The following is a 22,919-nucleotide window of genomic DNA, read 5'->3' as shown; positions in this document are numbered from 1 at the left end:
CTTTATCCCCTGCCTGGCTGCGTCGGGCACTTGAAATGAAAAAGGCTGCATGACGCAGCCTTTTCCCGTTAATGCACCGCTATCAGCTGACCCGGTATGGCATCGTCATCGGTATCGGCCTGCCCCTGCAATCGGTAATGGGCAATCATCTGCTCCAGCACCTTGCACTCTTCCACCAGTTGCAGGCTGGCGCCGGCAGCGGCTTCGGCCTGGGCCAGGGTCTCACCGGAGGAGTCCCGCACCCGTGTAATGTTGCGGCTCACTTCCGAGCACACCGCACTTTGCTCGTCCGCCGAGGCGGAGACCTGGGCGTTCAGCTCGTTGATGCGCGCCACCTGCTCGATAATGGCCTGCAGCGAGCTCATGGCGTCCTGGGTGCGGGCCACGCTGTCGGTGGCCTGCCCTTCAGCCATCTCGATGGCCTGTACCGCATCCTTGGCTTCATTCTGCAACAGACGGATCATGCCGGTGATTTCCTCGGCCGACTGCTGGGTGCGCAGCGCCAGGGTACGCACTTCGTCGGCCACCACCGCAAAGCCCCGCCCCGACTCGCCGGCCCGCGCCGCTTCAATGGCGGCATTGAGCGCCAGCAGGTTGGTCTGCTCGGCAATGCCCTTGATCATGTCGAGCACCTTGTCAACCTGGTCACAACGGCCGTCCAGCTCGCGGATCACCTTGTCGATACGCCCAATCTCGCCATTCAGGGTCTGGATCCCCTCCACCGCCACCCGGGCCTGATCGCTGGCGGTCAGGGCAAAGGCATGGCTCTGCTCCGAGGTTTCGGCGGTCAGCCGGGCGTTTTCCCGCACTTCCCGGGCCGAGGCTTCCATTTCATTGATGGCGGTGGCGATCAGGGCGGTTTCGTTATCCTGCGCCCTGGCCGAAATATCGGTCTGCTGCGACGTCTGCTGAATGTCTCCGGCCGCGGTATAAATATTGCCGGTCACTCGGCGTACTTCGGTCAGGCTGTGCTGAAAACTGCCCAGCAGACCATTGATGGCACCCACCAGTCCGCCCAGTTCGTCCTTGCCGAGCGGCACCAGCCGGGTAGACAGATCCCGCTCGGCCGCCACCTGCTGCAATCGGCGGCTGATGTTCAGGATCGGTCGTTTGAGATAGTGATTCTGTACCAGCCAGAGCACCGCAAAGGCCACCAGGAACACGCCAATCAACATGGCGGCCAGACGCAGGTTATTGCTCTTTATCTGGCCGAAGGTGTCGCTCAGATCGTAACTGATACGTACCGCCCCCATCACGGTGCCCTCAGGCACCTGATGGCACTGCAAACAGGCGGTACCACGATATTCCTGATAGGCCTTGAACGGCTTGATCAGGGTCAGGTTGGGAATGTCGTCTTCCAGATGCAGCTCGAGTACGGTCTCGCCCTGCTCAATGGCACGCCGGTCAAGGTCGTCCTGAATCCCCTGATCGGGAGCCCCGGGGCCAAACAGTTTGGTCACGGCAGGAGCCCGGATCACCCGCGCCTGCTCGATGCCCTTTTCTTCCTGGATCTTGGTTTGTACCAGGCCGCGCTGGTGAATGGCGCCGTTCACCATCAGCACGTTCAGCTGATCCATATAGAGGTTGGCGGTGGTTTCGATTTTCTCCTCGGCCAGGTGCAGGGCCAGGCCGCGTTGCAGCTGGGTCGACACGCCATAGCACAAGGCAAACACCAGCACGAAAATCACCAGCAGCGGCAGAAATATTTTCCAGTTGAGAGAGAGGTTTCGCATTCCTTGTGGGCCCCTGAATGAGTCCGAAAAAGCCATTCTAGAGGAATTGTGTCATGAGAAAATGACAATCCGGACAGCCCTTGATCTGGATCAATATCCGTGTGTCAGGCGGCGTCAGTACAACCGGGAGCCGGCGTCTATACTTACAGGGCTGTTACAGAAAGCAGGGTACGTTACGCCTGTTTTCGGGAGGTAAACATGGGTATGTCACTCAGATTAAAACAGTTTCTTGATCAACGCCATGTGCCCTACAACATGGTACATCATCCCTACGCCGAAGGAGCCGCCCAGAGTGCCATCGCAAGCCACGTGCCCCTGGCGCAAATGGCCAAGGCCGTCATGCTGGAAGACAATAACGGCCACTCCATGATGGCGGTGATCCCCGCCGCCGATCGCATCGACATGCGTCGCCTGAGTTATCTGGTGCACGATGAAATGCAGCTGGCGCCGGAGCATCATCTGGGCTCTTGGTTCGATGACTGCGATCCCGGCGCCATTCCTGCCATCGGCGATGCCTACGCCGTAGACACCCTGGTGGACGACGAACTGCTCGGCATGGCCGACATCTATCTGGAAAGCGGTGACCACCGGGATCTGGTGCACATCAGCGGTGAAGACTTTCGCCGGCTGGCCAGTGGCTGGAAACACGGTCAGTTCAGCCGCAAGCCGGATCCCTGGAGCCGGGTTGAGCGAATGTGATGCTTGGTACGTGAGGAGTGAGGAGAATGTCTCGCTAACCCTATAAAAAAAGGAGCCTTACGGCTAATGCCGATCAGTTAAGCCAAATCGCTTGACGATCCCGCTCAGAAGATCAAAATCCGATGATCACAGGTCATCGGATTTTTTTATGCTGCTTTCTGACGCACTGGCTCGCACCTCCCTCAATCGCACCGTTGAATTTCACAGCCTGGCTGAGGTGCTCGACCCCGAGATAATCCAAGCTTGTCTGGCTTCAAACGGGGTGGCGACGGTGCGCAAGCGCAAACTTCCGATGGAAGCCATGGTCTGGGCAGTCATTGGCATGGCGCTGTTTCGTGGCGATTCCGTACGCCAGCTCATCAATAAGCTGGATATCGTCCTGCCACAAGAAGTCGACTCGGTGGTGCGCAGCGCGGTCACACAAGCACGTAAAAAGCTGGGCAGCGACGTGGTGCGCGATATCTTCAGGCAAACCAGTGCCAACTGGCATGCGCAGGCTCAGCATCCGCACTGGAGCGGACTGAACCTGTATGGTGTTGACGGCGTAGTCTGGCGCACTCCGGACTCACCACCGAATGCCGGTGCCTTTGCCCGCACCGCCAACCAATCCACGGACGCCGCTTATCCCCAGGTGCGCATGGTGTGCCTGATGGAGCTGAGCAGCCATTTGTTGGTGGACAGCGCCTTTGACAGCGTCGCGGTCAATGAAATGCAGCTGGCGGTCCGCTTGCTGCCGAGCATACCGGACCATAGCCTGACGCTGTTTGATAAAGGGTTCTACTCATTGGGGTTGCTGCATGCCTGGCAACAAGGGCAGCAACGGCACTGGTTGCTGCCGTTGCGTAAAGGCACGCAGTATGAGGTGGTGCGCAACCTGGGCCGCGATGACAAACTGGTGCGGTTGACCCCCAGCCCGCAGGCAAGAAAAAAGTGGCCCGACTTATCGGAGACGCTGGAAGCGAGACTGCTGAGTAAAACCGTCAAGGGAAAGCTCGTTCATATCCTGACCTCTCTGACCGATGCCATGGCCTATCCGGGTCGGGATATTGTGGATTTATATGCCCATCGCTGGGAAATCGAGCTGGGCTATCGAGAAATGAAGCAGCACCTGCTGGACAGTCGCTTCACCTTGCGTAGCCAGTTGCCGGAGCTGATACACCAGGAGTTATGGGGTGTGCTGCTGGCCTACAACCTGATCCGCTACAAAATGATCTTGATGGCTCGAGTGTTACCGGCGACCTATCCGAATCAGCTGAGCTTCAGGGAAGCCTCGTCCTACATCATCTTCAAGCTGAGCCAGCTGCCCAGTGTGGCACCGGGCAACTTGCCAAGAGAGGTATTTGCCCCAGAGAAACAGGCCAAACAGTTCAAGCTGGAGGGGAAACGAGAACGAAGTTATCCAAGAGTGCTGAAAGCTTCCAAAAACACCTATCCGGTCAGAAAGAAAAATGCCGCTCACCTTAAGTGAACGGCATTAGCCTTACGGCTCCTTTTTTCTTACTGCTTAACGCTGATGACTGACAGCTAGCGTTTACCAGCCGGTTACTTCGCGCAGGGCAGCGCCGATGTCGGCCAGGGAGCGCACGGTTTTCACACCGGCGTCCTGCAGGGCAGCAAACTTCTCGTCTGCAGTGCCCTTGCCACCGGAGATGATGGCGCCGGCGTGGCCCATGCGCTTACCCGGAGGCGCGGTCACACCGGCGATGTAGGACACCACCGGCTTGGTGACATTGGCCTTGATAAAGGCCGCGGCTTCTTCTTCGGCGGTGCCGCCGATTTCACCGATCATCACGATGGCTTCGGTTTCCGGATCTTCCTGGAACAGCTTCAGAATATCGATGAAGTTGGAGCCAGGAATGGGGTCACCACCAATGCCCACACAGCTGGACTGACCAAAGCCTTCGTCGGTGGTCTGCTTGACCGCTTCGTAGGTCAGGGTGCCGGAGCGGGATACGATGCCCACCTTGCCCTTCTTGTGAATGTGACCGGGCATGATGCCGATCTTGCACTCATCGGGGGTGATCACACCCGGGCAGTTGGGGCCGATCATGCGTACGCCGGTTTCGTCCAGCTTCACTTTCACGTCCAGCATGTCGAGGGTCGGAATGCCCTCGGTGATGGTGACAATCAGCTGGATGCCGGCATCGATGGCTTCCAGAATGGCGTCTTTACAGAACGGCGCCGGCACGTAGATCACGGTAGCGGTGGCGCCGGTGGCTTCCACGGCTTCCCGCACGGTGTTGAATACCGGCAGACCCAGATGAGTGGTGCCGCCCTTGCCCGGAGACACGCCGCCCACCATTTGCGTACCGTATTCAATGGCCTGCTCGGAGTGGAAGGTACCCTGGCCGCCGGTGAATCCCTGGCAGATGACCTTGGTGTCTTTGTTGATCAGAATGCTCATGCTGTTATTTCCCCTGTGCGGCGTTAACGACCTGAACGGCGGCGTCGGTCAGGCTGGTGGCGGCGATGATGTTGAGGCCGGACTCGTCCAGCTTGGCGGTACCGGCTTCGGCATTATTGCCTTCCAGACGGACCACCACCGGGACTTTGACACCCACTTCCTTCACCGCACCGATGATGCCTTCGGCAATCATGTCGCAACGGACAATACCGCCAAAGATGTTCACCAGTACCGCTTTCACATTGCTGTCGGAGAGAATAATCTTGAACGCCTCGGTCACCCGTTCCTTGGTGGCGCCACCGCCCACATCCAGGAAGTTGGCCGGCTTGCCGCCGTGCAGGTTCACGATGTCCATGGTGCCCATGGCCAGACCGGCCCCGTTCACCATGCAGCCGATGTTGCCATCCAGCGCCACATAGTTCAGCTCCCACTTGGCCGCGTGGGCTTCACGGGCATCGTCCTGGCTTGGGTCATGCATGTCGCGCAGCTTGGGCTGACGGTACAGGGCGTTGGAGTCGATGTTGATCTTGCCGTCCAGGCAGTGCAGGTTGCCGGCATCGGTGATCACCAGGGGGTTGATTTCGAGCAGGGCGAAATCGTAGTCCAGGAACATCTGTCCCAGACCGAGGAAGATTTTGGTGAACTGCTTGATCTGGTCGCCTTTCAGGCCCAGTTTGAATGCCAGCTCACGGCCCTGATAAGGCTGCGGGCCCACCAGGGGATCGATGGCGGCCTTGTGGATCAGTTCGGGGGTCTCTTCGGCCACCTTCTCAATTTCCACGCCGCCTTCGGTTGATGCCATGAACACCACACGACGGGTACCCCGGTCCACGACCGCGCCCAGGTAAAGCTCCTTGGCAATGTCGGTGCACGACTCCACCAGGATCTTGGCCACCGGCTGACCCTTGGCGTCAGTCTGGTAGGTGACCAGATTCTTGCCCAGCCACTGCTCCGCGAACTCGCGGATCTCTTCCTTGCTCTTGGCCAGCTTGACACCGCCTGCCTTGCCACGGCCACCGGCGTGGACCTGACATTTGACCACCCACATGTTGCCGCCGATTTTGCTGGCCGCTTCTACCGCTTCCTGCGGGTTGTCACATGCGTAGCCTTCGGATACGGGCAGGCCGTATTCGGCGAACAGCTGTTTTGCCTGATATTCATGCAAATTCATGTTGTGTTTCCGTTGTTGTTGGGTTCAGGGCATGGGGCGGAACCGGTCCGCCCTCTTGTTATTGTTGGCTTACACGTCCAGCAGCAGACGGGTCGGGTCTTCCAGCAGCTCCTTGATCGATACCAGGAAGCTGACCGACTCGCGACCGTCGATCAGACGGTGATCGTAAGACAGGGCCAGGTACATCATCGGCAGGATTTCCACCTTGCCGTCCACCGCCATGGGCCTGTCCTGGATCTTGTGCATTCCCAGAATGGCGCTCTGCGGCGGGTTGATGATGGGGGTGGACATCAGGGAGCCGAACACGCCGCCATTGGTAATGGTAAAGTTACCGCCGGTCATGTCATCGACGGTCAGTTTGCCGTCGCGACCCTTGATGGCCAGCTCTTTGATGCTCTTCTCAATGTCGGCCAGGCTCAGGCGATCGCAGTCGCGCAGTACCGGGGTCACCAGGCCACGGGGCGTGGACACGGCAATACTGACATCAAAGTAGTTGTGATAAACGATATCGTCGCCGTCAATGGAGGCGTTCACTTCCGGGAAGCGCTTGAGCGACTCCACCACCGCCTTCACGTAGAAGGACATAAAGCCCAGGCGAATGCCGTGACGCTTCTCGAAGATGTCCTGGTACTGCTTGCGCAGATCCATGATCGGCTTCATGTTGACCTCGTTGAAGGTGGTCAGCATGGCGGTGGTGTTCTTGGCTTCCAGCAGACGCTCGGCCACCCGCTTGCGCAGACGGGTCATGGGTACGCGTTTTTGATCGCGCTGACCCGGCGCCACCAGCGGCAGCTCGGCCTTGGCGGCGACCGGCTGGTCGGCGGTTTTGGCCTTGCCGCCGTCCTTGATGAAGGCTTCCACGTCTTCCTTGGTGATGCGGCCACCCTTGCCGGAGCCGGACAGCTTGCTCGCGTCAATGTTGTGCTCGGCCACCAGGCGGCGTACCGCCGGGCTCAGATCGTCGCTCTCGGCAGCCGCGGCCTCGGCCTTGGCTTCACCGTTGCTGGCGGGCTTGTCCTTGGTCTCTTCACCGGCCTTGGCGCCCTGCTTGAGCTTGCCGATTACCTGCTGACCCAGCACGGTGGCGCCGGCGTCTTCCATGATGGCTTCCAGAATACCGGCCTCGGGGGCCGGCACTTCCAGTACCACCTTGTCGGTTTCAATATCGACGATCACTTCGTCGCGCTCTACGCTGTCGCCGGGCTGCTTGTGCCAGGTGGCGATGGTGGCGTCGGCAACGGATTCGGGGAGGTCGGGAACCTTGATTTCGATGCTCATCAATATGTCCTTAGTGCATTATGCTTTGGTCAGCGTCAGTGCGGCTTCCACCAACGCTTTTTGTTGTTGTAAGTGAACCGAGGTGTAACCCACCGCCGGAGAAGCCGAAGCCTCACGACCGGCATAGCTCAGTTTGGCGCCTTCCGGAATGGCCGCCCGGAAGTGATGCTGGCTGCAATACCAGGCTCCCTGGTTTTGCGGCTCTTCCTGACACCAGACGAAATCGGTCACGTGCTGGTAGTCGGCCAGAATCGCGGCCACCTCGTCCTGAGGGAAGGGATACAGCTGTTCAATTCGAATGATCGCCACATCCGTTTGTTCGTTCTTGCGACGCGCTTCGAGCAAATCGTAATACACCTTGCCGGAACAAAGAATCACGCGCTTGACGCCTTTGGGATCCAGATCATCAATTTCGCCAATGGCGTTCTGGAATGTGCCCTGGGCCAAGGTTTCCAGCTCGGAAACCGCCAGCGGATGACGCAGCAGCGACTTCGGCGTCATCACCACCAGCGGCCGGCGCATGGGGCGCAGCACCTGACGGCGCAGCATGTGGAACACCTGCGCCGGCGTGGTGGGCACGCACACCTGCATGTTGTGCTCGGCGCACAATTGCAGATAACGTTCCAGACGGGCACTGGAGTGCTCCGGACCCTGACCTTCGTAGCCATGAGGCAGCAGCAGGGTCAGTCCGCACATGCGGCCCCACTTCTGCTCGCCGGCGGCGAGGAACTGGTCAATCACCACCTGAGCGCCGTTGGCAAAGTCACCGAACTGGGCTTCCCAGATGGTCAGGCCCACGGGCTCGGCGGTGGCATAACCGTATTCAAAGGCCATCACCGCTTCTTCACTCAGCACCGAGTCATACACCTGGAACTGGCCCTGATCCTCGGAGAGGTAGCACAGCGGGGTGTAAATACTGGCGTCGTTCTGGTTGTGCAACACCGCGTGACGGTGGAAGAAGGTACCCCGGCCGGAGTCCTGGCCGGTCAGGCGCACTTCATAACCGTTGTCGCACAGAGTGGCGTAGGCCAGGGTCTCCGCAAAGCCCCAGTCCACCAGCTTCTCGCCCTGGGCCATCAGCTTGCGGTCGGCGTAAATCTTGGCCACCTGGCGCTGCAGGGTATGGGTTTCCGGATAACGGGTCAGGCGATCCCCCAGATCCTTGAGCTGTTCAAGATCATAGGTAGAGTCGTAGGCCATGTCCCATTCGTGGCCCAGGTAGGGCGACCAGTCGACGGAATGTTTCTGCATCGGGCGCCATTCCTTGACCACGCATTCACCGTGATCCAGGGCATCCCGGTACTCGTTGATCTGAGTGGTCACCTGCTCCGCCGAGACGGTGCCCTTTTCAATCAGGCGATCGGCGTAAATCTTGCGCGGGGTCGGGTGCTTCTTGATCTTCTGGTACATCAGCGGCTGGGTGGCGCTGGGCTCATCGGCCTCGTTGTGGCCGTGACGGCGGTAACACACCAGATCGATGACCACGTCGCGACCGAACTCGTTGCGGAAGTCCAGCGCCAGCTGGGTCACCTGCACCACGGCTTCCGGATCGTCGGCATTGACGTGGAAAATGGGCGCCTGCACCATTTTGGCGATGTCGGTACAGTACTCGGTGGAGCGGGTGTCGCGCGGGTTGGAGGTGGTAAAGCCCACCTGGTTGTTGATCACAATCCGCACCGTGCCGCCCACCCCGTAGCCCCGGGTCAGCGACATGTTGAAGGTTTCCGCCACCACGCCCTGGCCGGCAAAGGCCGAGTCGCCGTGAATGGTCACCGGCAGTACCTGACGGCCGTCCGGGTTGTCGAGACGGTCCATACGGGCACGGACCGAGCCGATCACCACCGGGTTGACGATTTCCAGGTGTGACGGGTTGAACGCCAGCGCCAGGTGCACCGGGCCGCCCGGGGTGTCGAAGTCGGAGCTGAAGCCCATGTGGTACTTCACGTCACCGGAGCTCTGAGTCTCGTACTTGCCGGCGAAGGCATCGAACAGGTCTTGCGGACGCTTGCCCAGCACGTTGACCAGCATGTTCAGACGGCCCCGGTGGGCCATGCCGATCACCACTTCGCGACCGCCCTTTTCACCGAAGCGGCGAATGAGCTCCTTGGTCATGGGGATCAGGGCATCGCCCCCTTCCAGGGAGAAACGCTTGGCGCCCGGGAACTTGGCACCCAGGTATTTTTCCAGACCCTCGGCAGCGGTCAGGCTGTCAAGGAAGCGCAGCTTGTCTTCATCGGTGTACTGGGGCGCGCCCACCACCGGCTCGAGGCGGCTTTGAATCCAGCGCTTTTCCCGAGTGCTGGTGATGTGCATGTATTCCGCACCCACGGAGCCGCAGTAGGTTTTCTTCAGCGCCGCCACCAGATCCTTCAGCTTCATGGTCTCGCTGCCGATGGCGTAGGAGCCCACGTTGAAGGTCGCCTCGAGATCGGCGCCGGTCAGGTTATGAAAGGCCGGGTCCAGCTCGGCCACCGGCTCGCGGTTCCACAGCCCGAGCGGATCCAGATTGGCATTCTGATGGCCCCGGAAACGGTAGGCGTTGATCAGTTGCAGAACCTTGACTTGCTTGGCATCAGTGTGGGGATCACTGACCGGGGTGGCATAACGGGAGGTATCTTTGGCGAGGCGGCGAAAATAGTCTCTCACTTGAGAATGGGGCTGATCCGGAGTGGGTTCAGTTCCCGATGGCAAGCCGTCGAAGACGGCACGCCATTGTTCGGAAACCGATTCGGGATCGGCCAGGTAAGCCTCATACAGGTCTTCTACATAGGTCGCATTGGCACCGGCCAGGTGAGAAGAATCCAGCCAGGCTTGCATTACGCCATTGTGCATTTTTATCCCTTTATCACGTCTCGACAGGGCTACTGTCGTTCTGGTCGTCGAGTCAATGCCGCCCTTGCGGGCGGCAACATTTTATTCGGGACGTTTATACTGCCCGTTTCAGCAGCATGGACTTGATGTTGCCAATGGCCTTGGTGGGGTTCAGGCCCTTGGGACACACGTTCACGCAGTTCATGATGCCGTGACAGCGGAACACGCTGAAGGCGTCATCCAGGTTGGACAAGCGCTCGTCGGTGGCGGTATCGCGGCTGTCGATCAGCCAGCGATAGGCGGCCAGCAGGCCGGCCGGACCGATGAACTTGTCCGGGTTCCACCAGAAAGACGGGCAGGAGGTGGAGCAACAGGCGCACAGAATGCACTCGTACAGCCCGTCCAGCTTGGACCGCTCTTCCGGGGATTGCAGACGCTCGCGCGCCGGCGGCTGCTTGTCTTCGGCGATGAGGAAGGGCTTGACCTTCTCCCACTGGGTGTAGAACTGGGTCATGTCGACCACCAGATCCCGCACCACCGGCAGGCCCGGCAGCGGCCGGATCACCACCTTGTTGTCTTTGCCCAGCAGGTCGGACAACGGCGTGATACAGGCCAGGCCGTTCTTGCCGTTCATGTTCAGTCCGTCGGAGCCGCACACGCCTTCACGGCAGGAACGGCGGAACGCCAGGCTCGGCTCCTGCTCTTTCAGCTGCAGCAGGGCGTCGAGCACCATCATGTCGGAGCCTTCGGCTACATCGAGCCGGTAGTCCTTCATGTAGGGCTTGGCATCGGTTTCCGGATTGTAGCGATAGACGGAAATGGTAACTTGCATTATCGCCTCCCCTTAGTAGGTACGTGCTTTGGGCGGGAATGCGTCACGGGTAACCGGTGACATATTCACGGAACGTCGGGTCATGGACTCGGTCTCGGGACTGTACAGCGAGTGGCACAGCCAGTTCTCGTCATCCCGCTCGGGATAATCGAAGCGGGAATGGGCGCCCCGGGACTCGGTACGGAAATTCGCGGCCACGGCGGTGGCGTAAGCGGTTTCCATCAGATTATCCAGTTCCAGACACTCAATTCGCTGGGTGTTGAAGTCGCGGCTGGTGTCGTCCAGACGGGCGGACTTCAGACGCTCACGAATTTCCTTCAGCTCAGCCAGACCGGCCGCCATGGCGTCCCCTTCCCGGAATACCGAGAAGTTGTTCTGCATGCAGCGCTGCAGGTCTTTCTTGATCTGTACCGGATCTTCGCCGCTGCGAGTATTTTCCCAGCGGTTATAGCGGGCCAGTGACGCCTCGAGGTCGGACTCGGATGCACCGCGCACCTCGCCCAGCTCGTTCAGGGCCTCGGTCAGGTGACGACCCACGGCACGGCCGAACACCACCAGGTCGAGCAGGGAGTTGCCGCCCAGGCGGTTGGCACCGTGCACCGACACGCAGGCGATCTCGCCCACGGCGAACAGCCCCTTCACCGGCACGTCGTTGCCGTTGGCATCCTGTTTCAGGGCCTGGCCATGCACATTGGTGGGGATACCGCCCATCATGTAGTGACAGGTGGGGATAACGGGGATCGGCTCTTTCACCGGATCCACGTGAGCGAAGGTGCGGGACAGCTCGCAGATACCGGGCAGACGGCTTTCCAGCACTTCCTTGCCCAGGTGATCCAGCTTCAGCTTGATGTGCGGACCCCAGGGGCCGTCGCAGCCGCGGCCTTCGCGGATTTCGATCATCATGGAGCGGGCCACCACGTCACGGCCGGCCAGATCCTTGGCGTTGGGGGCATAACGCTCCATAAAGCGCTCGCCGTCCTTGTTCAGCAGGTAACCGCCCTCGCCCCGGCAACCTTCGGTCACCAGCACGCCGGCGCCGGCGATGCCGGTGGGGTGGAACTGCCACATTTCCATGTCCTGCACCGGCACACCGGCGCGCAGCGCCATGCCGACACCGTCGCCGGTGTTAATGTGGGCGTTGGTGGTGGACTGGAAGATACGACCGGCGCCGCCGGTGGCCAGTATGGTGGCCTTGGCCTTGAAGTAGACCACTTCACCGGTTTCGATATCGATGGCGGTACAGCCGACCACGTCGCCGTCCTGGTTCTTTACCAGATCCAGGGCGTACCACTCGGAAAACACCGTGGTTTTATGCTTGACGTTCTGCTGGTACAGGGTGTGCAGCAGGGCATGACCGGTACGGTCGGAGGCCGCCGCGGTACGGGCCGCCTGCTCGCCGCCAAAGGCCTTGGACTGGCCGCCGAAGGGGCGCTGGTACACCTTGCCGTTGTCGAAGCGGGAAAAGGGCAGACCCATTTTTTCCAGCTCGAGGATGGCTTCGGGGCCGGTCTGGCACATAAATTCAATGGCGTCCTGGTCACCGATGTAGTCGGAGCCCTTGACGGTGTCGTACATGTGCCATTCCCAGTTGTCGTCGTGGGCATTGCCCAGCGCCACCGTGATGCCGCCCTGGGCGGACACGGTATGGGAACGGGTCGGAAATACCTTGGACAGCAGCGCACAGCTTTTGCCCGATTCAGCAATCTGAAGGGCGGCGCGCATACCGGCACCGCCGGCGCCGATTACCACGGCGTCGAATTCTCGAATAGCAATAGTCACCTTATACACCCCACAATACAACGATACCGGTCAGCAGATAGGACAGCAGCAACACCACCACGGCAAACTGGGCCAGGCCGCGCCACAGCGCCGGCTTGACGTAGTCGGACAGCACCTGCCAGGCACCAATCCAGCCGTGCATCAGCACACTGAACAGCGCCAGCAGGGTAAACACCTTGGTGAAGGTACGGTCAAAAAAGCCCGTCCACACCTGATAGGTGATGTCGTTAAAGGCAATGAAGCCGACCAGATACAGGGTGTACAGGGTCAGAAGGACAGCAGTGGCACGAAGCAGCATAAAATCGTGCACGCCGCTGCGGCCAAAAGTTGCAGAATTGGTTACCATACCAGTACCCCCGCCAGCAGTGACAGAACAATGGTCACACCGAATGCCACCTTGGCACTCAGGGCGCCCGATTCAAGCTCCTCGCAATAGCCCAGATCCATAATGAGGTGGCGAATGCCGCCCACAATGTGATAGGCCAGAGCGGTCAGCACACCCCAGAGGATGAAGCCGACAAAGAAGCCGTCCAGGATCTCCACCACCCCATTGAAGCCCTGCTCGGAAGCGAGGGATTCACTGAGCAGCCACAGCAGGATGGCGAGCGCGAACAGGGTGATCACGCCGGATACCCGGTGCAGGATGGATGAGATGGCGGCGACGGGCTGGCGAATGGTCCGTAGGTCGAGGTTTACAGGTCTCTGTTTTTTAGTCACGGTCTTGCCCACTAGCTCCATGGAGCACGTTAGTTATTGTTTTGACAGACTTTACCCGGATATACGGACTGAGCTCATGACCGAGAACAAGCTGCTGCGACTGCCCATGCCCTGAGGGGGCTCGATTCAGTACCAGCAGTACGACTGCGGCATGGCCACAACTGCGTCCTATACCCTCGGAAAGCCAGTATAAGGAGGGAATCAACAAATACAACGAAGCACCTGAATCAATTGCGAATTCTGTAAAGTCGATCGCACAACGGGGTTAACAGCCTGTTGCGCGCGGCGAGTAAAATTGACTTTGCACCCCGCTTTGTTTTCAATATGCCGGCACCATGAGAAGCAGGAATGATTAAAAATTCACTCATTCTGTGTAAAAATGCCTTACTCATGGACCTAATTATAAAAGCAAAGGAGACGTGCTATGGCTGACCAAAAGGCCACTCTGCATCTGCCCGGCAAGGAACCCGTTGAGCTTCCTATCGCCTCCGGCACTGCCGGCTATGATGTGATCGATATCAGTTCTCTCGGCTCACACGGCTACTTCACCTACGACCCCGGTTTCCTCGCAACGGCGTCCTGCCAGTCCGAGATCACCTATATCGATGGTGACCAGGGTATCCTGCTGCACCGCGGCTACCCCATCGAGCAACTGGCCCAGGATGCCAGCTACCTGGAGGTATGCTATCTGCTGCTGTACGGCGAAGCCCCTACCGCCAAGCAGTATGAGCAGTTCAGCCGCGACATCATGCGCCATACCATGGTGCACGAGCAGCTGTCTTCCTTCTTCAAGGGCTACCGCCGCGACGCGCACCCCATGGCCATCGTGTGTGGCGTGATCGCCGGCCTGTCGGCCTTCTATCACGATCCCATGGACATCAATGATCCGGTCCACCGCGAGCTGGCCGCCCAGCGCCTGATCGCCAAGATGCCGACCATTGCCGCCATGGCCTACAAATATTCCGTCGGTCAGCCGTTTGTGTACCCGCGCAACGAGCTGAGCTACGCCGGCAACTTCCTGCAAATGATGTTTGCCGTGCCCTGTGAAGACTACCGTGTGAACCCGGTGGTGGAAAAAGCCATGGACCGCATCTTTACCCTGCATGCGGATCACGAGCAGAACGCCTCCACCTCCACCGTGCGTCTGTCCGGCTCCAGCGGTGCCAACCCCTTCGCCTGTATTGCCGCCGGCATTGCCTCCCTGTGGGGACCGGCCCACGGTGGTGCCAACGAAGCCTGTCTGCTGATGCTGGAAGAGATCGGCTCGGTGGATCGTATCCCCGAGTTTATCGAACGTGCCAAGGACAAGGACGATCCCTTCCGCCTGATGGGCTTTGGTCACCGGGTCTATAAAAACTTCGACCCCCGCGCCAAGGTCATGCGGGAAACCTGTCATGAAGTGCTGGACGATCTCAAGATTGAAGATCCCCTGCTGGACGTGGCCATGGAGCTGGAACGCATTGCGCTGTCCGACGAATACTTCGTCGAGCGCAAGCTGTACCCGAACGTCGACTTCTATTCCGGTATCATTCTGAAGGCCATCGGCATTCCCACCAGCATGTTCACCGTGATCTTCGCCCTGGCCCGTACCGTCGGCTGGATGTCCCACTGGAACGAAATGATGTCCGATCCCAAGCAGAAGATCGGTCGTCCGCGCCAGTTGTACACCGGTGCTCCCCAGCGCGATTTCAAAAGCCAGGTAGCCGACAAGTAAGTCGGTCTGCTGCAACCGTGACAAGGCCGGCATTCGCCGGCCTTTTTGCTTTTGGGTGGCACGATACCTCTGCCGGCTCAGCCGCTGATCCCGATCTGCCGACCGTTATTGCTGCCACCCGGCTTGCGGGGCACGGTCACCTTGAGCACCCCATCCTTGAAGTCGGCCTTGATGGCCGCGCTGTCGGCGTCGGCCGGCAGAGTCAGCACCCGCTGAAAATGACCGTAGCTGCGTTCGATACGATGCAGTTTGTCGTTTTTCTCTTCGTGCTCCTGACTTTTCTCCCCCTGGATCACCAGTTGATCCCCCTGCTGGGTCAGCTGAATGTTTTCCTTGCTGACACCGGGAATTTCAACACTGATCAGGTAGCTGTCGTCCCGCTCACTGATGTCCAGGCTGGGTCTGAGCAGGTTCATCTCCGGCCAGTCTTTCAACCCAAGTCCGCCACGCAGGCTGTTGTCGAACAGCCGGTCCATCTCCCGTTGCAACCGTAAAATGGGATGAGCCTCCTGCTCGCCGCCGTCTTCCTGTTCATGCCGAAACCAGTTCCAGGGCATCAGCCTGGAACCGCGGCTTTGCTTGTCCGTCATGATGATTCTCCTTACAATGATGACCGCTGTTCAATTATTGACCGGCAATGTCATATTGCAAGGCTGCCGGCTTGATGGAGATCAAGGCCGGTACACCTAGCCCGGCCGCGGAAATCCGCCGGCGCGACCAACAAAAAAGGCGCCGAAGCGCCCTTTGAACATGCAATGGCGTTTACTCGCCAGCCGGGGAAGAAAACTCGGCCATCAGGCTCTCGGCCTTTTCCACCATGCGGGTGGAGCCCACGAAATAGGGCGTGCGCTGGTGCAGCTCGGTGGGTTTGATCTCCATGATGCGCCGAAAGCCGTCACTGGCCTTGCCGCCGGCCTGTTCGGCCAGGAACGCCAGCGGGTTGCATTCGTACAACAGGCGCAGCTTGCCGTTGGGGGCACTGGTGCCGGACGGGTAAATGTAAATGCCGCCCTTCAGCATGTTGCGGTGAAAGTCGGACACCAGGGAGCCGATATAACGGGAGGTATAGGGCCGCTTGGTGGCTTCATCCTGCTCCTGGCAGTACTTGAGGTACTTCTTGACGCCCTCGGGAAACTTGATGTAGTTGCCCTCATTGATGGAGTAAATGCTGCCTTCTTCGGGAATGCGAATGTTCTCGTGAGACAGGCAGAAGGAGCCGAGCGACGGATCATAGGTAAAGCCGTGTACGCCGTTGCCGGTGGTATACACCAGCATGGTGGAGGAGCCGTACACCACATAGCCGGCGGCCACCTGGTTCACCCCCGGCTGCAGAAAGTCTTCCATCACCACCGGGGTGCCCGGCTCGCTGACGCGACGGTAGATGGAGAAAATGGTGCCCACCGACACATTGACGTCGATGTTGGACGAGCCGTCGAGGGGATCCATCAGCACCACGTATTTGGCATCGCTGCGCTTGGCGCTGTCAAAGCAGACGAAGTAGTCCTCTTCTTCCGAGGCGATGCCGCACACTTCGCCCCGGGCTTCGAGGGCCGCCTTGAACTTGTCGTTGGCGAACACATCCAGCTTCTGCTGCACTTCACCCTGCACGTTTTGGCTGCCGTTGCTGCCGCCAATGATCTCGGTCGCCAGACCGGCCCGGTTGATTTCCCGGTTAACGATCTTGGCGGCACGACGAATGGACGACAGCAACGAGGTCAGCTCACCGGTGGCGCTGGGGTGTTCGGACTGTGTCTTTACGATGTATTCACCCAGGGTAATCATACTTTTCCTCAAACATTTCCGTTGCGGGCGGCAGCGCCACCCCGTTTACCGGGCAATGTACCCGTTTCACTTTTTTTTTGCAGTTAATTTAGTCGGCGAAGCAAGCGCCGGCTCAGGCCTGGGCCAGATATTGGCGCACGGCGTCCAGATCGGCGGGGGTATCCACCCCGGCCGGGGGCACTTCCCGGGCCACGCCGAGGGCAATGCTTTCACCGTGCCAGAGCACCCGCAGCTGCTCCAGTTTTTCCAGCCGCTCCAGAGGGCCGGCGGGCAAGGCCACATAGCGGCGAATAAAGCCCGCCCGATAAGCATAGATGCCGATATGGCGCAGGCAGTGCTCAAGGCAGGGCCTGTCCTCGCTCGTGCCGTCCCGGTCAAAGGGAATGGAGGCCCGGCTGAAATACAGCGCCTTGCCGTGCAGGCTGTGCACCACCTTGACCACGTTCGGATCGGTGAGCTCATGGGCATGCAGCAAGGGCGTGGCCAGAGTGGCCATGGGGGCGTCGCTGGCGGCCAGCAAGCCGGCCACCTGATCCACCAGCGCCGGCGGCAGCAGGGGTTCGTCCCCCTGCACGTTGACCACGATGTCGTCGGGGGCCAGCTCAAGCTGTTCCACCACTTCCGCCAGCCGCTCGGTGCCGGACTCGTGATGACGGCCGGTGAGGCACACCTCCACCTTGCAGCCGGCCAGCGCCGCGCCAATGCGCTCGTCATCGGTGGCCACCACTACCCGGGCCGCCCCGCTTTTCAGCGCCTGCTCGGCCACGTGCTGGATCATCGGTTTGCCGTGAATGTCGGCCAGGGGCTTGCCCGGCAGCCGGGTGGACTGCATGCGGGCGGGGATCACCACGATAAAGCTCATCCCGGCAGCTCATCCAGATCCAGCCGGCGGGCCCGGCTTTCCAGCAGTACCGGAATGTTTTCGGTGATCGGATAGGCCAGCCGGTCAAAGCGGCACACCAGCTCGTTGTGCTCCCGGTCCAGTTGCAGCTTGCCCTTGCACACCGGGCAGGCAATGATTTCCACCAGTTTGGCGTCAATCGCCATGATTCAGCTCCTTAAGTCGGCTAAGCAACAGATGTTCAAATTCGGTTGGCAGACGGGCGTCCACCGGCAGATACCAGCAATCATTGTGGCCACCCGGCCACTTGACCGCGTCCTTTTCGGTCACCAGCAGCGGGGCATCGGTCAGCTCCGCCAGTTGCGCCGGCGTCACCGCCTGGTGATCGCCCAGCGCCAGTTGTCGCTCCAGTATAAAGCCCTGCTCGGTCAGGGTGGAAAAAAAACGGGGCGGATGGCCGATGCCGGCCAGGGCATGCACCCGGGAGCCCGGCACCGGGGCCTCCCCTTCGCCGCTCACCGGCCGCAACACACCGGGCGCCAGGGTCATCAGGTATTCGCCGGGCGCACAGGGACCGCCGTTGTTGATGACCGCCGCCACCGAGTCCAGCCGCCACTGTCTTTCCCGCAGCGGGCCCATGGGCAGCAGCCGGCCATTGCCGAAACGGCGTTTGCCGTCCACCACCACCAGCTCAATATCCCGGGCCAGGGCATAATGCTGCAGGCCATCATCGCTGATGATGATGTCGGCCCCCAGGCTGGCCAGCCGCGCGGCAGCCTCCGCCCGCTTCGGCCCCACCACCACCGGGCAGCCGGTGCGCCGGTAAATCAGTACCGGCTCGTCGCCGGCCTCGGTGGCACTGGTCGTCTCGTTCAGCACCAGCGGATAATGCTCGCTGTGCCCCCCATAGCCCCGGCTGATCACCCCGGGGGTGTACCCCTGCCGACGCAGCCAGTCCACCAGCCAGACAACCAGGGGCGTTTTGCCGTTGCCGCCCACGGTGAGGTTGCCCACCACGATTACCGGCACCGGCGCCCGCCAGGCGCGCTTCAAGCCCAATCGAAACAGCCGGCGGCGCAGGCCGCTTATCAGCCCGAACAACAGGCTGAGTGGCCACAGCAGCCAGAGCCAGCGCGCGCCGCGGTACCAGGCCTGCATCAGTGCTCGCCGAACTGAATGGTTCTGAGCTGGGCATAGGCGCCATTGTGAGCCATCAGCTCGGCATGGCTGCCCCGCTCCACAATGCGGCCTTCGTCGATCACCAGGATTTCGTCGGCATTTTCGATGGTGGACAGCCGGTGGGCTATCACCAGGGCGGTTCTGTCCTTGCGCAGCTCGTCCAGCGCCGCCTGAATGTGCCGTTCCGACTCGGTATCCAGCGCCGAGGTGGCTTCATCCAGGATCAGCAGCGGCGCATTGCGCAGCAGCGCCCGGGCAATGGCAATGCGCTGGCGCTGACCGCCGGAGAGGTTGGCGCCGTTTTCACCGATCACGGTGTCATAGCCCTGCTCCAGCTTGGTGATAAACTCATCGGCATAGGCCAGCTTCGCCGCCGCTTCGATCTGTTCACGGCTGTAGCGCCCCTGGGCGGCATAGGCGATGTTATTGGCGATGGTGTCGTTAAACAGGTGCACATGCTGGGACACCAGGGCGAACTGGCGGCGCAGATCGCTCAGTCGGTAATCCTGAATATTGACCCCATCGAGGCGGATTTCGCCCTCATTAATGTCGTAGAAACGGGTCAGCAGGCTGGCAATGGTGCTCTTGCCCGAGCCAGAGCGGCCCACCAGGGCGATGGTCTTGCCCGGCGCCAGGGTGAAGCTGACGTTTTTCAGCGCCGCCGTTTCCTTGGTGGGATAGCGGAAAGTGACACCGTCGAATTCGATGCGCCCCTGAGCCCGTTCCAGGGGCTGGGTGCCGTTGTCGGACTCGGCGTCCTGATCGAGCAGTTCAAACAGGCTCTGGCAGGCGGCAATGCCCCGCTGATAGGGGCCGTTGATCTGGGTCAGGCTCTTCAGCGGACGCATCAGCATCATCATGGAGGTGACGATCACGGTAAAGGTGCCCGGCGTCAGCTGCTCCTGCATACCGTCGAAACTCGCCACATACAGCAGAATGGCCAGGGCGGTGGAGGCAATCACCTGCACCAGGGGGGTGCCCACGGCGTCGGCCGCCACCATTTTCATGTTTTGCTGGCGCACCTTGTTGCTGACCTTGAAGAAACGGCCGCTTTCCACCTGCTGACCATTGAACATCAGCACTTCCTTGTGGCCTTTCAGCATCTGCTCGGTGCTGCTGGTGATGTTGCCCATGGCCGCCTGCATGCCCTTGCTGATGCGGCGAAAACGACGGCTGATCACCGCTATCATCACCCCCACCACCGGGCCGACGACGAAGAAGATCAGGGACAGCTGCCAGGAGTGGTAGAACATCAGCCCCAGCAGGCCAATGACGGTTGCGCCTTCCCGCACCAGGGTGACCAGGGTGGAGCTGGCCGCCGACGATACCTGGGAGGCGTCGTAGGTGACTTTGGAGAGCAGGTTGCCGGTATTGTGCTTGTCAAAAAATGCCACCGGCATGGCCATCAGCTTGTCGAACACCTGCTGCTGCAGCGTCATCACCACATGATTGCCGACCCAGGCCATGCAGTAACCCGACAGAAAAGTACAGAGGCCGCGCAGGAACACAATACCAATGACGAAAACCGGCATCCACTTGAGCACCGCCGGGTTGTCGCCGGTCAGGCCCTCGTCGATCAGCGGCTTGATGGAATACACAAAGGTGGTATCCACGGCGGCGTAACCGGCCATGCCGATAATGGCGGCCACCAGGCCGAGCTTGCGCTCCTTTACATAAGCCAGCAGGCGCTTGAGCACCGGCCAGGATGAGGAGTGTGCATCTTGGGACATAAGGTCTCTGCCGTAAAAAACGAGGCGCTATTCTAACGACTTAGCCGAAGTCCTGCCAGTTTCACGCCAGGCCGCCAGCCGATGATACCAGGGGCCGGGCCGGCGGGAATGCACCGGCCGCCAGTGGTCGCCGTTCGCCACCAGGTGGATCATGCCCTGCTCACCGGTCACCCGTTGCTGCACACCGGCGGCCCGGTAACGGGCCACCACCTCGGGAGCGGGAAAGCCCCAGCGGTTGGCAAACCCCGCCGTATGCACCACGCTGACCGGGGCCACCGCCCGAATGAATGCCATGCTCGACGAGCTGCGGCTGCCGTGATGGGGGCTCAGCAACAGCTGGGCCCGAAGCGGCATGCCCCTTGACAGCAGCCCCTGCTCGGCCTGTTGCTCAATATCGCCGGTCAGCAACAACGTGAGGGTGCCGTCGGAGATCCGCAATACACAGGAGTCGTTGTTGCTGTGGCCGCTGCTCGCCACCGGCCACAGCATGTGCAGCGTCAGCCCTCCCCACTGGCGTTGCTGGCCGGCCCGGCAGGGCATGCCCCTGGGCCAGGCGCCCCAGCGGTGGTGCACCGGTACCTGTGTGGCCAGATAATCCCGGTTGGCACTGTGATCGCTGTCGTCATGGCTTATCACCAGGTAGTCGAGTTCATCGATACCCAGGCGCACCAGCAGCGGTAAAATGACCCCGTCCGCCATGTTGAAGCCGGAGGGAAAGCGGTTGCCGGTGTCATAGAGCAACGCCCGCTTGCCTTGGGTGACCAGCACCGACAGCCCCTGCCCCACGTCCAGCACCCGTACCTGCCAGGCCGGCCCGGGCCAGAGCGCCAACATCGCAAGCCAGCCAAGGGCCAGCCCCAGCCAGCGGGCCGCCGGCAACGCCGCCAGTCCCGGCAGCAGCAAGATCAACAACACCAGCCCCTGCGTCAGCGCCGACAGCTCGGCCCAGGGTGAGAAATACTCGGCAAGCCCGTGCAGTCCGTGCATCAGCGGCGTAAACACAGCGTTCAGCAGCCCAAAGACCGGCGCCGCCACGCCGGGCCCTGTCAGCAACAGCGCACAGGCCAGCAACAACAGGGGGATCAGCAGCAGCGAGAACAGCGGGATCAGCACCAGGTTGACCGGCACCGACAACCAGCTGATGCCACCGAACAGCAGCATCACCAGTGGCAGCAACAGAATGCCAAGCCCCAGCTGCAACCTGACGAGGCCGGGGCGCCCCAGTCCGCCGGCCAGCAACAACAGGGCCGCCACCGCCAGCGCCGACAACCAGAATCCCTGGTTCAGCGCCAGCCAGGGATCGAACAGCAACAACAGCGCCATGGTCAGCAACAGAATGCGCCGGCCGCTCCAGAACCGCCCCCACCACAGCAGCCCCAGCCACACCACCAGCATCAGCAGCGCCCGCTGGGTGGCCACGCCAAACCCGGCCAGCCAGGCATAACCGGTGGCCAGCGCCAGGGCAGCCACCAGGCCGGCGGTGTGATGGCCGCTGAGCCGCCCGGCCAGCCAGCCCAGCCCCGCCACCAGGCCAATATGCAGCCCGGAAATGGCAAACAAATGACTCACGCCCAGGGCCCGCAGCATGTCCCAGTCGTCCGGACGAAGTTCGCCGCGCTCGCCAAAGCCCAGCGCCCTGAGCCAGGGTGCTGCACCAAGCCCGGCGGTGGCCTCGTTAAAACGGGCCAGCAACCGTGCCCTGAGGCCGGGAGCCGTCTGTTGATGAGCCAGGGTGCCGGTGATATACCCCCGGGCGGTCATGCCCTGGCCCAGCAGCCAGCGGGCGCTGTTGAAGCTGCCGGGATTGGCCAGGGCATGGGGCGGGTAAAGGCGAGTGATGGCGCTGAAAGAATCTCCTTTTTGAGGGGGAGCGACGGCGCCATACCAGCTCAGCAAGACCACGGGGCGGGGGAAAAGTGCTTGACCATCAAGGTGCGACAGGCCGACAATCAGCCGGCTGGCGCCATCGTGCCGGGGCTGAACGTCGACTACACTGGCAGTAATCAGCTGGCTGCGCTCCCCCACCCCCGGCGCGTTAAGCCAGGCCAGATGCCAGTGGCTGAAACACAGTACCCAAGCAAACCCCAGCCAGAAACCGGCCAGCGCGGGCCGGGAGCGCCAGCAGAGAACGCCGATCATCGCCGGCAGCAGCCATGCATCCCAGGCCGGCAACCAGGGCCAGACCAGGGTGCTGGTAACGCCGGCACAGAAAAAGAACAGCCGCTTGTCCATCCGGTAAGTATTGCGGA

General features: G+C 60.9%; 19 protein-coding genes. 3 read left to right on the top strand and 16 right to left on the bottom strand.

What is annotated here, in order from left to right; translation table 11 throughout:
- Nucleotides 1–68 precede the first annotated feature (68 nt).
- Nucleotides 69–1,733 carry a methyl-accepting chemotaxis protein gene (locus tag GU3_RS09650; protein ID WP_014292343.1) on the bottom strand — a complete coding sequence of 555 codons (1,665 nt, stop codon included), beginning with the start codon at nt 1,731–1,733 and terminating at the stop codon, nt 69–71.
- 204 nt (nt 1,734–1,937) lie between these two features.
- Here GU3_RS09650 and GU3_RS09645 point away from each other — a divergent pair, with 204 nt between their 5' ends.
- Complete coding sequence (locus tag GU3_RS09645; RefSeq protein WP_158308464.1) at nt 1,938–2,432, top strand: aminoacyl-tRNA deacylase; 495 nt, start codon at nt 1,938–1,940, stop codon at nt 2,430–2,432.
- A gap of 148 nt (nt 2,433–2,580) precedes the next feature.
- Complete coding sequence (locus GU3_RS09640) at nt 2,581–3,900, top strand: IS4 family transposase (protein ID WP_014290740.1); 1,320 nt, start codon at nt 2,581–2,583, stop codon at nt 3,898–3,900.
- A 63-nt stretch (nt 3,901–3,963) separates the two neighbouring features.
- On the opposite strand, the gene sucD is transcribed toward GU3_RS09640, so the two are convergent.
- The 8 genes from sucD to sdhC form a co-directional block, all read right to left on the bottom strand.
- The gene (gene sucD / locus GU3_RS09635) at nt 3,964–4,836 is read right to left on the bottom strand and encodes a succinate--CoA ligase subunit alpha (RefSeq protein WP_014292341.1); all 873 of its coding nucleotides are present in this window, start codon (nt 4,834–4,836) and stop codon (nt 3,964–3,966) included.
- Nucleotides 4,837–4,840: 4 nt separating this feature from the next.
- The gene (sucC, locus tag GU3_RS09630; RefSeq protein WP_014292340.1) at nt 4,841–6,007 is read right to left on the bottom strand and encodes an ADP-forming succinate--CoA ligase subunit beta; all 1,167 of its coding nucleotides are present in this window, start codon (nt 6,005–6,007) and stop codon (nt 4,841–4,843) included.
- Between the two features lie 69 nt (nt 6,008–6,076).
- Nucleotides 6,077–7,285, bottom strand: a complete 1,209-nt coding sequence (gene odhB / locus GU3_RS09625) for a 2-oxoglutarate dehydrogenase complex dihydrolipoyllysine-residue succinyltransferase (protein ID WP_014292339.1) — start codon at nt 7,283–7,285, stop codon at nt 6,077–6,079.
- An 18-nt stretch (nt 7,286–7,303) separates the two neighbouring features.
- Nucleotides 7,304–10,117: a 2-oxoglutarate dehydrogenase E1 component gene (sucA, locus tag GU3_RS09620; protein WP_014292338.1), complete on the bottom strand. Its 2,814-nt coding sequence runs from the start codon at nt 10,115–10,117 to the stop codon at nt 7,304–7,306.
- 94 nt (nt 10,118–10,211) lie between these two features.
- Nucleotides 10,212–10,928 (bottom strand): succinate dehydrogenase iron-sulfur subunit, encoded by a 717-nt coding sequence (locus tag GU3_RS09615; RefSeq protein ID WP_014292337.1) that lies wholly within the window; start codon nt 10,926–10,928, stop codon nt 10,212–10,214.
- Between the two features lie 12 nt (nt 10,929–10,940).
- Entirely contained in the window at nt 10,941–12,707 is a 1,767-nt protein-coding gene (sdhA, locus tag GU3_RS09610; protein ID WP_014292336.1) for a succinate dehydrogenase flavoprotein subunit, read from the bottom strand.
- 1 nt (nt 12,708) lies between these two features.
- Nucleotides 12,709–13,053: a succinate dehydrogenase, hydrophobic membrane anchor protein gene (gene sdhD, locus GU3_RS09605; RefSeq protein WP_014292335.1), complete on the bottom strand. Its 345-nt coding sequence runs from the start codon at nt 13,051–13,053 to the stop codon at nt 12,709–12,711.
- A complete protein-coding gene (gene sdhC, locus GU3_RS09600) occupies nt 13,047–13,436 on the bottom strand; it encodes a succinate dehydrogenase cytochrome b556 subunit (RefSeq protein WP_041543096.1) in 390 nt (129 codons plus the stop codon). Before sdhC ends, sdhD begins: the two co-directional genes overlap by 7 nt.
- Before the next feature lie 412 nt (nt 13,437–13,848).
- Between sdhC and GU3_RS09595 the strand changes: the two genes are divergently transcribed.
- Nucleotides 13,849–15,138, top strand: coding sequence for a citrate synthase (locus GU3_RS09595; RefSeq protein WP_014292333.1), 1,290 nt, complete (start codon nt 13,849–13,851; stop codon nt 15,136–15,138).
- Between the two features lie 77 nt (nt 15,139–15,215).
- Here the strand turns inward: GU3_RS09595 and GU3_RS09590 are convergent, their stop codons facing one another.
- The 7 genes from GU3_RS09590 to GU3_RS09560 form a co-directional block, all read right to left on the bottom strand.
- On the bottom strand, nt 15,216–15,728 hold the full coding sequence (locus GU3_RS09590) for an Hsp20/alpha crystallin family protein (RefSeq protein ID WP_014292332.1): 513 nt from the start codon (nt 15,726–15,728) through the stop codon (nt 15,216–15,218).
- Between the two features lie 172 nt (nt 15,729–15,900).
- Nucleotides 15,901–16,920, bottom strand: a complete 1,020-nt coding sequence (gene fbp / locus GU3_RS09585) for a class 1 fructose-bisphosphatase (RefSeq protein ID WP_014292331.1) — start codon at nt 16,918–16,920, stop codon at nt 15,901–15,903.
- A 112-nt stretch (nt 16,921–17,032) separates the two neighbouring features.
- Nucleotides 17,033–17,782 carry a 3-deoxy-manno-octulosonate cytidylyltransferase gene (gene kdsB / locus GU3_RS09580; RefSeq protein ID WP_014292330.1) on the bottom strand — a complete coding sequence of 250 codons (750 nt, stop codon included), beginning with the start codon at nt 17,780–17,782 and terminating at the stop codon, nt 17,033–17,035.
- The gene (locus tag GU3_RS09575; RefSeq protein WP_014292329.1) at nt 17,779–17,967 is read right to left on the bottom strand and encodes a Trm112 family protein; all 189 of its coding nucleotides are present in this window, start codon (nt 17,965–17,967) and stop codon (nt 17,779–17,781) included. Before GU3_RS09575 ends, kdsB begins: the two co-directional genes overlap by 4 nt.
- On the bottom strand, nt 17,957–18,919 hold the full coding sequence (gene lpxK / locus GU3_RS09570; protein WP_014292328.1) for a tetraacyldisaccharide 4'-kinase: 963 nt from the start codon (nt 18,917–18,919) through the stop codon (nt 17,957–17,959). The genes GU3_RS09575 and lpxK overlap by 11 nt, the downstream gene beginning before the upstream one ends.
- Nucleotides 18,919–20,670 carry a lipid A ABC transporter ATP-binding protein/permease MsbA gene (gene msbA / locus GU3_RS09565; protein ID WP_014292327.1) on the bottom strand — a complete coding sequence of 584 codons (1,752 nt, stop codon included), beginning with the start codon at nt 20,668–20,670 and terminating at the stop codon, nt 18,919–18,921. The genes lpxK and msbA overlap by 1 nt, the downstream gene beginning before the upstream one ends.
- 27 nt (nt 20,671–20,697) lie before the next feature.
- Nucleotides 20,698–22,902 carry a DNA internalization-related competence protein ComEC/Rec2 gene (locus GU3_RS09560; protein ID WP_014292326.1) on the bottom strand — a complete coding sequence of 735 codons (2,205 nt, stop codon included), beginning with the start codon at nt 22,900–22,902 and terminating at the stop codon, nt 20,698–20,700.
- Between the last annotated feature and the right edge of the window lie 17 nt (nt 22,903–22,919).

This window comes from Oceanimonas sp. GK1 (assembly GCF_000243075.1).
Taxonomy (GTDB): domain Bacteria; phylum Pseudomonadota; class Gammaproteobacteria; order Enterobacterales; family Aeromonadaceae; genus Oceanimonas.
This window is presented reverse-complemented; position numbering and strand designations above follow the sequence as displayed.